This window comes from Candidatus Ruminimicrobium bovinum (genome assembly GCF_902760015.1).
GTDB classification, from domain to species: domain Bacteria; phylum Elusimicrobiota; class Endomicrobiia; order Endomicrobiales; family Endomicrobiaceae; genus Ruminimicrobium; species Ruminimicrobium bovinum.
Window position 1 is genome coordinate 1 of sequence record NZ_CACWEU010000031.1, and the last position, 12,959, is coordinate 12,959.

A 12,959-nucleotide genomic window follows, 5' to 3' on the forward strand; every position below is an offset into this window, starting at 1 on the left:
AACTATAATATAAGCTAAAAATATCAATAAAAAAATTTGATATTTTTTTAAAATATTCATAATAAAACCGATGATTTAAGGCAATCCGTAAAGATTGACATTTAATTGAAATTTTTTAATAAAACTATTAAGTAATAAAAAACAGGTGCTGCAAAAAGATAAGAATCAAACCTGTCTAACATTCCGCCGTGTCCGGGAAGAATATTTCCGGAATCTTTTATATCGGCATCTCTTTTAAATATTGATTCCGCTAAATCCGAAAATTGCCCTACTGCCGAAATTACAACAGCAAATAAAATTGCTTCGTTTAATGAAATTATATCTTTCATAAAAATAATTCTGCATAATAAAGAAACAATTATACTTGTTATGACACCGGCAACGGCACCTTCAATTGTTTTTTTAGGGCTTATGTTTTTTGCCAATTTATATTTACCGAATTTTTTACCTACAAAATATGCCCCCGTATCCAAAAGCCAAATATTTACAAACAAAAACACAATATATTTTATTCCGTCATCCGGAATATCTCTTATCAAAACCATGTGATAAAGTGTCCACGGTATAAACAATGTTCCAAAACATGTTACTGATATCGAACCGGATATATTTGTTATTTTATTTTTTATCATTAAAACCAAAAATATTAACAGTATAGATAATATAATAAATTCTCTTGTATAAAAGTTAAAATATAAAGATAAATAAAACAAGCATGCTATAACCGTTCCTAAAATATTTAACGGATTATATTTTTTACAGATTGAAAAATATTCCCAAACGGCAAATAATATAATTAAAAAAAACATTAAAAAGAAACTTATTCCGCCATAATATATACATAAAAAAACTATCGGAATACCCGCTAAAGCCGTTAATATTCTTTGTACCAACATAAAATACTCCAATTTAATTTATTTATCTTCTTTAATTCCGCCGAACCTTCTATCTCTTTTTTGAAAGTTTATTATTGCTTTATAAAACTCTTCTTCGGAAAAATCAGGCCATAAAACATCGGTTATATATATCTCGGTATATGCCAATTGCCATAATAAAAAATTAGATATTCTTATTTCCCCCGATGTTCTTATAAGCAAATCAGGGTCCGGCAAACCTGCCGTATATAAAGCATTTGAAATATCCTGAATTGAAGGATTTGTAATATTTTTTTCTATTAAAATTTTAAATGCCCTTAAAATTTCTTGTCTTGAACCGTAATTTAAAGCCAAATTAAAAATTAATCCGTTATTTGTTTTTGTTTGTTCAATTGCATTATTTATTTCATTTTGAATATCTTGCGAAAACTTTGAAATATCTCCCAATATCTTAAATGAAATATTATTATTTTTCATATTTTCCAATTCATTCTTAAGATATTTTTTTAATAAAGACATTAACCCCTTTACTTCTTCTTCCGGGCGAGTCCAATTCTCCGTAGAAAAAGCATATAGGGTTAAAACCCGAATATTGAGCTTCCTTGAAAGTTCAACAATATTCTTAACGGTTTTAACCCCATTGGTATGCCCTATAATTCTCGGTAAAAGTCTTTTCTTAGCCCATCTGCCGTTGCCATCCATTATGATTGCAACATGCTTAGGCATTAAAGAAAAATTTATTTTATCTTTCAAAGGCACTTTTTTAATTCTTTTGTGATATTGCAGAAACAGGGCATGTTGATTCGCATGCACCGCATTCTACACAAGCATCACCTATAACATATTTTGAATCACTGTCCTGATTTATTGCAGTTGCAGGACAATTTGATGCACAAGCACCGCAACCTACGCATTTTTCTTTGTCTATTGAATAAGCCATTTCAACTTATCCTCCTTAATTAAATTTTCATAAGATCTTGTTCTTTTGCCGAAACAACATCTTCTATTTTTTTTATATAATTGTCCGTCAATTTTTGAGATTCAACTTCATATTTTTTTTTATCGTCTTCCGTTATTAATTTATCTTTTTCGGCTTTTTTTATACCGTCAACAATGTGTCTTCTTTCATTACGAATTGCAACTTTGTAATCTTCAGACATTTTATTAACGGTTTTTATAATTTCTTTTCTTCTTTCTTCGGTTAAAGCCGGAATTGTTATTCTTATAAGTTTTCCGTCATTAACCGGAGTCAGTCCCAAATCCGATTTTAATATTGCTTTTTCTATTGCACCTAACTGGGACAAATCCCAAGGTCTTATTTCAAGTGTTTTTGCATCGGGAACACTTACACCGGCAAGTTGATTTAACGCCATTAACGAACCGTAACTTTCAACTTTAAGTGTATCTAATACCGCAGGGTTTGCTCTACCGGTTCTAATTGTTGAAAAATCAAATTTCATTTTTTCTATTGTCTTTTTCATTGCTTCTTCGCCGGATGCTAAAAGCTCTTTCGGTAACATAATATCCTCCAACAAACTTTAATAAACTAACGTTCCTATTTTTTTGTTATCTTTTAAAACTTTTTTCAAATTGCCTTTTTTATGAAAATCAAATACATAAATAGGAATTTTATTTTCCATACAAATTTGAAAAGCGGTTATATCCATAATTTTCAATTTTTTATCTATCGCTTCAACATAAGATATTTTATCATATTTCTTTGCCGATGAATTTTTTTTCGGGTCATCCGTGTAAATACCGTCAACCTGAGTGGCTTTTAAAACTATATCAGCTTTTATTTCGGCTGCTCTTAAGGCCGCTGTAGTATCGGTTGTAAAAAAAGGATTCCCCGTTCCGCCGGCAAAAACAACAATATATTTTTTGCTTAAATAATAATCCGCTCTTTCCTGAGAGAAAACTTCACAAAAACCAGTTACCGGACTTGCCGAAAGCACAACGGATTTTAAACCGTAAGTATTTAAGGTTTGACTTATGGCAAAAGCATTTATTACCGTAGCAAGCATTCCCATTTTATCTGCGGGAACTCTGTCTATATTTTTATTAGCCCCTCTCCAAATATTGCCTGCACCCACAACTATTGCAAGCTCGGTATTTGAAGTTATTGCGGATTTTATTTCGGTTGCAATTTTTGCAACCCCGTCACAATCTACCGGGGTAGTGCCGGATGATAAAGTTTCACCGGATAACTTCAGCAAAATTCTTTTTGCTTTCAATTTTATTCACCTATTTTAAACCTTGCAAATTGTTTAATAACAATATCTTTATTAACTTTTGCAACAACATTTTTAATTGTTTCTTTTTCTTCTCTCATATAAGGTTGTTCCATCAAACAAATTTGAGAATAAAATTTATTTAATTTTCCTAAAACAATTTTATCGATTATGTTTGCGGGTTTACCTTCTTCCTGCAGTTGTTTTACATATATTTCTTTTTCTTTATTAACTTCTTCGGCAGGTACCTGGTCTCTTGTTACATATAAAGGACATACGGCGGCAATTTGCATTGCAATTTCTTTTGAAAGATTTTGAAAATCCTCGGTATTTGCAACTTCTTGAGAGCATTCAAAATCAACCAAAACACCTAAAGAATTATTCATGTGAATATAAGAACTTACTACACCATTGGATGAAAATTTAGCGGTTCTTTTTAAAACTATATTTTCACCTATCGTTCCTATTGATTCTTTTATTAAATCCTGTACCGTTCTTGTATCATCAAATTTTTGTTCCAAAATATTATCGGCTGACGATGAATTCGCAACAAATGTTGCCAAACTGTCCGCAAGTGCTTTAAACTTATCGGTTCTTGCAACAAAATCGGTTTCACAATTTAATTCCAATAAAACTCCGCTTTTTTTATCGGCACTTATTTTGGCAACCACTATGCCTTGTTTTGCCGCTCTGTCTGCTCTTTTAACTGCAGATGCAATTCCTTTTTCTCTTAAAATTACAACCGCTTTTTCTATATCGTTATTTGCTTCTTTCAATGCATTGTTACAATCTTTTATTCCGGCACCGGTCATTTCTCTTAATTTTGTTATAAGTTCAATAGCTGACATAATTATTCTCCTTTAACTTCTTCTGATTTTTCTTCTGCAGCTTTTTCAGTTTCTTTTACCTCTTCCTGAACCTGAGCTTCGGTTGCACCGTCTTCCTGTTTATTTTCAATGCCTTTTCCTTCCAAAACCGCATCCGCAATAACGGAACAGAATAACTTTACCGCTCTTATTGCATCATCGTTTCCCGGAACGGGATAATCTATCAAATCCGGATCGCAATTTGTATCGCAAACTGCAACAACGGGAATATTTAATTTTTTTGCTTCCGCAAGTGCGGTTGCTTCTTCAACCGGGTCTATGATAAACATAACGTCGGGAAGTTTATCCATGGTTTTTAAACCTTCAAGAGATTTTTCCAATTTAATTCTTTCTTTTTCTTTTTGAGATTGTTCTTTTTTGGAAAGCACGTTAAATATTCCGTTTTCTTTCATTGCTTCCAATTCTTTTAATCTTGATATTGATTTTTTTAATGTTTCAAAATTTGTAAGAGTTCCGCCCAACCATCTTTCCGATACAAAATAAGCACCGCATCTTAAAGCTTCTTCTTTTATAGGAGCTTGTGCCTGTTTTTTTGTTCCCACAAAAAGCAATTGTTTACCTTCTGCAGAGAAATCTCTTACAACTTTATAAACTTTCTTTAATTCCTTTAATGTTTTTTGAAGGTCTATAATGTGGATTTTGTTTCTGCTTCCGAAAATAAATTTACTCATTTTCGGGTTCCATCTTCTTGTTTGATGTCCGAAATGAACCCCGGATTCCAACAACGACTTCATTGTTACATTTGCCATTTTTTTCTCCTTGTTTTTTCTCACTATTTGAAGAAATATTAAAATATTTCCCAAAAGTGACCTCCACAAACTTCAAAATTTGAAACCTCTTGTAAAGAGGAACTTTCAACCAATCCGTCTGTGTGTTTATTTGTTACTTTTTTAAAATAAACTTTCGTAATTATACAAAAAAAGAATACAAAAAATCAAAATTTAAAAGCACTTTGAATATCCGCATGATCTGCAAACCACACACCCTTCGGCAAACTCCAACATTTCACCGCATTCGGGACATTGCGGACATGTTCCTTCGGAATTACCTGAGCCCTTTGTTTTATAAACTTTAGGTTCCGTCGTTTTTGTATGTTCGTGTTCATGATTATCACTTTGATTTCCGTTAAACAAACTCGGCATTTCTTTTTCGGACTTATAAGATTCCAAAGCTTTTGCTATTGCATCCGGACACGATAAAATTGCACCGCTCTCCGTAAGCGTAGGTGAAGGACATCTTATTCCCTTTAATTGTTTAATTATTTTTTCCTGGTCAATACCATACCTTAAAGCCAATGAAATAAGTCTTGCAATTGCTTCGGATTGTGTTTGTGTACATCCGCCGCATTTGCCAAGCTGAGTAAACACTTCAAACGCACCTTGTTTATCTTCATTAATTGTAACATACATTTTTCCGCAACCGGTATGCATTAAAAGCGTAGTTCCGGTAACTCTTTTAGGGCGTTGTCTCGGTTTGTTTATAACAACTTCAGCAGCATGTTGTTGTTCAGGTTGTTTTGAAGAACTGTTTGCCAAATTCAAAACCTGTTCGTCTCTGCTTCCGTCTCTGTATACGGTAACACCTTTACAACCTAATTTGTATGAAAGCATATATGCTTTACTTACATCTTCTTTTGTTGCGGAATGTGCAAAATTTACGGTTTTTGAAACTGCATTGTCTACAAATTTTTGGAAAGCCGCCTGCATTCTTATATGGTCTTCAGGTGAAATATCATGTGCTGTTACAAATACTCTTCTTATTTTTTCCGGTATTTCGTCCATGTGCTTAATAGTTCCTTCCTGTGCAATTTTATCCATTAATTCCTGAGAATAAAAACCGAGTTCTTTTGCTATTTTTTCAAAATAAGGATTTATAACAAACATTTCAGCTTTATCCAAACAATTTGCTCTTTTGTATACAAGTGCAAATATAGGTTCTATTCCGCCGGAAGCATTTGCTATTATACCGATTGTCCCGGTGGGTGCTATTGTTGTTGTGGTTGCATTTCTTATCGGATTTCCTTTTTTATAGATACTGTGTTTAAAATTGGGGAAAGCTCCTCTGTTAAGTGCTATTTCTTCAGATGTTTTATGAGATATATTTTGTATAAAGCCCATAACTTTTTCCGCAAGAATTATAGCTTCCGGCGAATTATAAGGTATGCCCATTTGAACAAGCATATCAGCCCAACCCATTATTCCCAAACCTATTTTTCTGTTAGATCTTGTAATCTCACCGATTTTATCTATCGGATAATTATTCATATCAATAACATTATCCAAAAAATGAACGGCTGATTTTACGGTTTTTTCAAGTCTGTCCCAATCAACTTCTTCATCTTTGACGAAATTTGCCAAATTTATTGAACCTAAATTACAAGATTCATACGGTAATAACGGTTGCTCTCCGCAAGGATTTGTCGATTCGATTTCACCAAGTTCAATCGTAGGATTTGCATCATTCATTCTGTCTATAAAAACTATGCCGGGTTCTCCGTTCTTCCATGCCTGATCAACAACTTTATTATAAACTTCTCTTGCATTTAATTTCCCGACCACTTTTTTTGTTCTTGGATTATATAAATTATAATCTTCGTTATCTTCAACGGCAGTCATAAATTCTTTGGTTACCGCAACCGAAATATTAAAATTGTTAAGACTGTCTCCTTTATCTTTACATGTAATAAATTTCAATATATCGGGATGGTCAATTCTTAAAATTCCCATATTTGCACCGCGTCTTGTTCCGCCCTGTTTAATGGCTTCCGTTGCGGAATTAAAAACCTGCATAAAAGAAACAGGCCCGGAAGATACACCGTTTGTTGTTTTAACGCTGTCATTTGATGGTCTTAACCTTGAAAAAGAAAACCCCGTTCCACCTCCGGATTTATGAATTAATGCGGTTTGTTTCAATGTTTCAAATATGGATTCCATAGAATCTTCTATCGGCAAAACAAAACATGCAGATAACTGTTGCAACGATCTTCCGGCGTTCATTAACGTAGGTGAATTAGGCAAAAAATCAAGTTTTGCCATCATCGTATAAAATTCTTCTATCGTTTCATCAAGTTTGGCACTCTTATCATATATTTTATCGGCTTGGGCAATATTTTCGGCAACTCTAAAAAACAATTCCTGTTCACTTTCGGAAACATTGCCTTTAGAATCTTTTTTTAAGTACCTTTTTGACAATACCGTTTTACTGTTCTGTGACAGTTCGGGAACGACTTTTTTAAACAATTCTTCTTTCAATTTTGACATTTAAAACTCTCCTGTAAAATTACTTATTGTTTTTTTTATTATATTTTTTCTTTAAAGTTTTTATTTCCTGCATAAAAGTTTCAATATCGGCAAAATTTTTATATACGGAAGCAAACCTGATATATGCAACGGAATCTATATCCCATAATTTTTTCAATACTTTATCACCTATCACCGCAGAAGGAACTTCCATCAAATAATCGCTTAATTCCGTTTCAACTTCACTTACTATTTTATCTATCGTTTCAGAGGAAATAGGTCTTTTTTCACAAGCCCTTGCTATACCTTCTCTTAATTTTTTTCTGTCGAAACTTTCTCTTCTGCTATCGGACTTAACAACAGTCAAAGAAACTTCTTCAGGTCTTTCGTAAGTTGTGTATCTTTTCTTACAATTTTTGCACTCTCTTCTTCTTTTAATGGCAGATGTATGCTCTATCGGTCTTGAATCCAAAACCTGATCTTCAAAACTTCCGCAAAAAGGACACTTCATAGATTCCCCTATTTAATCTATTTTGATTATGTAATATAAAATTCCGTTTGTTTAATTATTATTGCAGAAATACTACATATAGTGTTTAATTGCGATAATAATACAATATATACATAATTTTGTCAAGCAAAAAAAATAAGTCCTTAAAATTTATTGGACAAATTATAAATTATAATTTATAATCTACTGATATAAGCAGAATGTTGACTGTAATAAATAACGAATGTAAGCATCGGCCGTCAATACATTTAGAACTAAAAACAAATGTATTTACAAAGCATAGAAAACGGGAAAATGTTTATGGATAAAAATATTGAATTACTAAGAAAAAAAATAAACTCCACGGATAATCAAATTTTAAATTTGCTAAATAAAAGAGCGGAAACCGCAATTAAAATAGGCAGGTTAAAACAAAATTCATCTGCAATTTACGTTCCTTCCAGAGAAGCGGAAGTTATAGGTAACATTATAAAAAATAATAAAGGACCTTTAACAAAACAGGATATTACTTACATTTTTAAAGAAATTATAAGTGTTTGCAGAGCAATGGAAGCAAATTTAAAAATTGCATATCTTGGTCCTAAAGCAACTTTCAGTTATCAGGCAGCTTTAAAACAATTCGGCTCAAAAGCGGATTTTATACCTCTGAAAAGATTATCCGACGTTATAGAAGAGGTTGAAAAACAGAGAGCCGATTATGCCGTTGTTCCGATAGAAAATTCAAATGAAGGTTCCGTAAATACAACTTTAGACGAACTTGTCGATACAAATTTAAAAGTTATAAATGAAATAAATTTAAGAATATCTCATTGTCTTTTATCAAAAGCAAAACTTGATAATATTAAAGTTGTATATTCTCATCCGCAAGCAATTGCACAATGCAGCGGTTGGTTGCATAAAAATTTACCGCAAGTTGAAATTTTTCCCGTAAACTCAACGGCACATGCCGCACAGCTTGCATTAAAAAACAACAAAGCAGCAGCAATATCGTCCGAAATTGCCGCAAAACTTTACAATTTGAATATTCTTGCAAAATCAATTGAAGACAGTAAAGATAATTGGACAAGATTTTTTGTTTTGGGAAATAATTCATCCGCAAAAACAGGAAAAGATAAAACCAGTATAATATTTACGATAAAAGATAAAGTTAGTGCTTTATATAATATTTTAGCCGAGTTCAGTAAAAGAAACATAAACTTAACCAAAATAGAATCAAGACCTACAAAAAAAGAAGTTTGGCAATATGTTTTTTTTATAGATTTTCAAGGTCATATAAACGATAAAAAAATATTTAACACCTTAGAAAACATAAAAAAACATTGTATATTCTTAAAAATATTAGGATCTTATCCTAAAGCCGATTAAATATGGAGATAAAAAATGAAAAAATTTGATGCAAAAAATTTAGTAAGAAAAAATTGTTTATCGTTTGAACCTTATGTTGCCGGCAAACCTATTGAAACATTAAAAAGAGAATTAGGTTTAAAACATATTATTAAAATTGCTTCAAACGAAAATCCTTTAGGTCCTTCCAAAAAAGCCGTAAAAGCAATGAAAAACATTGCCGACAAAGTTTATTTTTATCCGGATTTTAATTCGACGGAATTAAAAACGGCAATTGCCAAACATTATAAATTAAATATAAACAATGTTATCGTAGGATGCGGTTCCGACGAACTTATAGAAATTATTGCAAGATTGTTTTTTACGCCAAGCGATGAAATTGTAATTTCAAAACATGCATTTACAAGATATCAAATGGCAGTAAAACTGATGGATGCAAAAGAAGTTGTTGTTCCCATGAAAGACGGATTTGTTCATGATTTAAAAGCAATGGCAAAAGCATGTAATAAAAATACGAAAGCCGTATTTATTACAAACCCCAACAATCCGACGGGAACATACAATACGGCAAAAGAATTTGAAGATTTTTTAAAAGCATTACCCGTAAACAAATTCGGAACAAAACCGATTGTCATTTCCGATGAAGCATATTATGAATATGCATCCTACAAAAAAGATTTTCCGAATACAATAAAATTGTTGCAAAAATATCCTAACCTTATAGTTCTTAGAACTTTTTCAAAAATTTATGCCATGGCAGGTGCAAGAGTCGGTTACGGTTTATCAAGCCCGACAATAATTGACTATATCGAAAGGATACGACCTCCGTTCAATGTAAATAAATTTGCTCAAGCGGGTGCAATAGCAAGCTTGCAGGATAAAACCCAAGTTACAAGAAGTTTAAACCATGTCAGAAAAGAATTCAAATTCATTTTTACCGAACTTAAAAAACTCGGGATAAAATATGTAGATTCTGTAGGAAATTTCTTTTTGATGTCTGTTGCTCCTTTTAAAGGAAAAGAAGTGTTTCAAAAAATGCTTCGAGAAGGTGTAATTATAAGAGCAATGGACGAATATCAACTTTATAACTATGTCCGTGTTACCATAGGAACACGAAAAGAAAATGAACTTTTCTTAAAAAAAATAAAAAAAGTTTTGAATAAATAAAAAAAGAACAAAATTATTTTATGTATAAAACAAGCCCCTAATATTTGAATATTAGGGGCTTTAATTTTTATAAAAAAGCGATGAAATTAAAATTTAATATCAATTCCTACGGTTCCGGTAATTCCCGGCATAGGATAATCGTAACTCAATTGATATTTGTCATCATTTGTTAAATTATCACCTTTTGCCCACAATGAAACATATTTCATTATTTGATAATCTGCTCTTGCACCGACTAAACAATAATCTTTTAAATAATCCCCTGTTTCACATAATGTTGTAGTTACATAAGATACATCTATGCTAAATTTGAATTGTTTCAACGGAGATACCGATAAGATATAATTAAAAGTGTGCATCGGTTTATAAGTTAAATCCTTATGAGTTTTTGTATTTTCCGCTCTCAAATATGTATAATTTAATTTATGTTTAATACATTTTGGCATATTCTGATATTTCATATAATAAGTTGCTTCAACTTCATAACCGTATTGTTTTGTTTCATCTACATTTTGTGCTTTATACATCCAACCCGTATCAGGAAGGTTTTGAATTAAATCTTTTGTTGTTATATAAAAACCGGTTAAAGCTATACCTATTTTATCGTTAGCATATTCAATACCTAAATCACTTGATATACCTTTTTCCGGTTTTAAATTATAATTAGGGTTATAATATGTTCCGTCTCCGTAAATTTGCCCGAATGACGGTGCATTCCAAACTTTGCTTACATTACCTGAAAATTTTATTTCATCGGTTAATTTATAAATTGCAGACAATGCAGGAGTAAACACATCTTCATAATCGGTATTTTTATCTCCTCTGACAACAGGAATTAAAGTTAAATCACCAATACTTAAAACTGCTTGTAAATAGACTGCCGCATTTTCTCTGTTTCTGTTTATTTTTTCAGAATTGTATATTAAATCTTTTTGTTTATATTCCGTTTTATCCCATTCCAATCCTAAAGTTACAGCTCCTTTATACGAAACATTCCCCTTAATTCCTGTGTTTAAAGTATTATATTGATTGAAATACGGACTCCAGGAATCCCCAATATCACCCGATTTTCTTGTATAATTTGCATTGTATCCTGACAAAGAAATATCAAAATCTTTTATTTGTGTATTATAGTCAAGTTTTAAATAATTATTATCTTCAAACTGTTTTGCGGTTTCGGAAGGATAAGATAAAGATCCCGGATTACCTAAATCTGCATTATATGCTTGCCCCGATAAAACTATTTCGGAATTTTCGGTTAAATTTACACCGATTTTACCAAAAATATTTTTAGAATCATAAAAAGAATTTTTTCTGTAACCGTCGGAAGACAATAAAGAAGGTGCTATCAATATTGAAATCGTATCGTTCGCATAAGCACCCGTTATACCTGCATTTATATTATTAAAAGTTCCGTAAGAAAAATAAGGATTAACATTAGGTGTTAAAGATGTAGCTTTTTTTGTTATAACATTTATTACACCGCCGAAAGCTCCCGTTCCGTAAAGAGCAGCACCTGAACCTCTTATAATTTCAACTCTTTCTATCATATTTGCCGGAATTGCCGTAAAATCTGCTCCGCCGCCCGTTCCTATATCATTTACATGTCTTCCGTCAACTAAAACCAAAACTTGCCCTGCAGTTGAACCTCTCATATATATAGATTGTGTTTGCCCCAAAGGTCCGTATGTTTTATATGAAATACCTGCTTCTCCATCAACGATATCTCCTAAATTTTTTGCATTTTTCTCTTTAATTTCTTCTTCGGTAATAACCGTTAAATTTGTTGTTAAATCTCTTAACGGTTCTGCTTTTTTTGTCAAAGATAAAAACATAACTTGTTCATCACTATTTTGTTCAGTTTCTTCTGCCGCAACATTTTGTACTGCCATTGATACAACCAATGCAAATACTGCCAACAAACTTACTGCCTTTTTCATTTTTTCTTTTCTCCTTTTTAAAAAATCACCTTGTAATTTTTAGCTGATAAGCTGAGCCAAAACCTTCGGTTTTTCAGCTGAGCAGCTGATAAATTTAATTTATTTTTTATTTTATGAAAATTTTCCATACCTCCATACTTCTGTTCTTCCAAGTTTCCAATCCTCTAATCTTCTAACTATAAATCGGAATAACAACCGGTTTATTTGATACGGGGTTATTTTTAACAACAACGGTCGTTCCGTATATTTTTTCTATATCTTTATAATTTAATACTTCCTCCGCTTTTCCGAAATTAAATACATTTTTATTATCAAGCAAAACAATATCCGAACAAAATTCTCCTGTCAAATTCAAATCGTGCACTGTAGTAATAATTGTTTTATTATATTGTTCGTTTAACATTTTTAATAACTTAAATATCGCTGCCTGATTACCTATATCAAGATGAGATGTCGGCTCATCAAGTGCAATAATATCCGTTTGCTGCACCAATGTTTGTGCCAACAAAACTTTTTGTTTCTCCCCGCCTGAAAGTTCATTTATATTTCTTGCAGCAAACTCCGTTGTTTCTGTAAAATTCATTATATCTTCAACTATTTGAAAATCATCTTTTGATGCCAACTTAAACATATTTATATACGGATATCTGCCAAACATTATAAAATCTTTTACATTAAAAGAAAAATCAAACTGCATTGTTTGCGGCATAAAAGATATTTTTTTTGCCAACACGTTTTTTTTCATATTATAAACATCTTCATTAT

The 12,959-nt window shown here is 31.8% G+C and carries 13 protein-coding genes; 2 read left to right on the top strand and 11 right to left on the bottom strand.

The annotated features are described in order from the left end of the window. Nucleotides 1–101 precede the first annotated feature (101 nt). The 9 genes from ACMUOV_RS00995 to nrdR form a co-directional block, all read right to left on the bottom strand. Entirely contained in the window at nt 102–896 is a 795-nt protein-coding gene (locus ACMUOV_RS00995; protein ID WP_413852917.1) for a phosphatidate cytidylyltransferase, read from the bottom strand. An 18-nt stretch (nt 897–914) separates the two neighbouring features. Then, the gene (locus ACMUOV_RS01000; protein ID WP_413852919.1) at nt 915–1,634 is read right to left on the bottom strand and encodes an isoprenyl transferase; all 720 of its coding nucleotides are present in this window, start codon (nt 1,632–1,634) and stop codon (nt 915–917) included. A 4-nt stretch (nt 1,635–1,638) separates the two neighbouring features. Next, nucleotides 1,639–1,815, bottom strand: coding sequence for an indolepyruvate ferredoxin oxidoreductase subunit alpha (locus ACMUOV_RS01005; protein WP_413852921.1), 177 nt, complete (start codon nt 1,813–1,815; stop codon nt 1,639–1,641). A gap of 19 nt (nt 1,816–1,834) precedes the next feature. Next, nucleotides 1,835–2,395: a ribosome recycling factor gene (frr, locus tag ACMUOV_RS01010; RefSeq protein WP_413852923.1), complete on the bottom strand. Its 561-nt coding sequence runs from the start codon at nt 2,393–2,395 to the stop codon at nt 1,835–1,837. Nucleotides 2,396–2,413: 18 nt separating this feature from the next. Then, a complete protein-coding gene (gene pyrH / locus ACMUOV_RS01015; protein ID WP_413852941.1) occupies nt 2,414–3,115 on the bottom strand; it encodes a UMP kinase in 702 nt (233 codons plus the stop codon). After that, nucleotides 3,112–3,954 (bottom strand): translation elongation factor Ts, encoded by an 843-nt coding sequence (gene tsf / locus ACMUOV_RS01020; protein ID WP_413852925.1) that lies wholly within the window; start codon nt 3,952–3,954, stop codon nt 3,112–3,114. The genes pyrH and tsf overlap by 4 nt, the downstream gene beginning before the upstream one ends. Before the next feature lie 2 nt (nt 3,955–3,956). Beyond that, nucleotides 3,957–4,742: a 30S ribosomal protein S2 gene (gene rpsB, locus ACMUOV_RS01025; RefSeq protein ID WP_413852927.1), complete on the bottom strand. Its 786-nt coding sequence runs from the start codon at nt 4,740–4,742 to the stop codon at nt 3,957–3,959. A gap of 192 nt (nt 4,743–4,934) precedes the next feature. After that, nucleotides 4,935–7,253 (bottom strand): vitamin B12-dependent ribonucleotide reductase, encoded by a 2,319-nt coding sequence (locus tag ACMUOV_RS01030; protein WP_413852929.1) that lies wholly within the window; start codon nt 7,251–7,253, stop codon nt 4,935–4,937. A gap of 19 nt (nt 7,254–7,272) precedes the next feature. Beyond that, a complete protein-coding gene (nrdR, locus tag ACMUOV_RS01035) occupies nt 7,273–7,743 on the bottom strand; it encodes a transcriptional regulator NrdR (RefSeq protein WP_413852931.1) in 471 nt (156 codons plus the stop codon). 300 nt (nt 7,744–8,043) lie between these two features. Between nrdR and pheA the strand changes: the two genes are divergently transcribed. Together pheA and hisC are read left to right on the top strand one after the other, a co-directional pair. Beyond that, nucleotides 8,044–9,108 (top strand): prephenate dehydratase, encoded by a 1,065-nt coding sequence (pheA, locus tag ACMUOV_RS01040; RefSeq protein WP_413852933.1) that lies wholly within the window; start codon nt 8,044–8,046, stop codon nt 9,106–9,108. Between the two features lie 15 nt (nt 9,109–9,123). Further along, on the top strand, nt 9,124–10,254 hold the full coding sequence (hisC, locus tag ACMUOV_RS01045) for a histidinol-phosphate transaminase (protein ID WP_413852935.1): 1,131 nt from the start codon (nt 9,124–9,126) through the stop codon (nt 10,252–10,254). 86 nt (nt 10,255–10,340) lie between these two features. On the opposite strand, the gene ACMUOV_RS01050 is transcribed toward hisC, so the two are convergent. Both ACMUOV_RS01050 and ACMUOV_RS01055 read right to left on the bottom strand, forming a co-directional pair. Beyond that, nucleotides 10,341–12,194, bottom strand: coding sequence for a TonB-dependent receptor plug domain-containing protein (locus tag ACMUOV_RS01050; RefSeq protein ID WP_413852937.1), 1,854 nt, complete (start codon nt 12,192–12,194; stop codon nt 10,341–10,343). A gap of 172 nt (nt 12,195–12,366) precedes the next feature. Then, on the bottom strand, nt 12,367–12,959 hold a 593-nt coding region (locus ACMUOV_RS01055; RefSeq protein ID WP_413852939.1), incomplete at its 5' end, for an ABC transporter ATP-binding protein.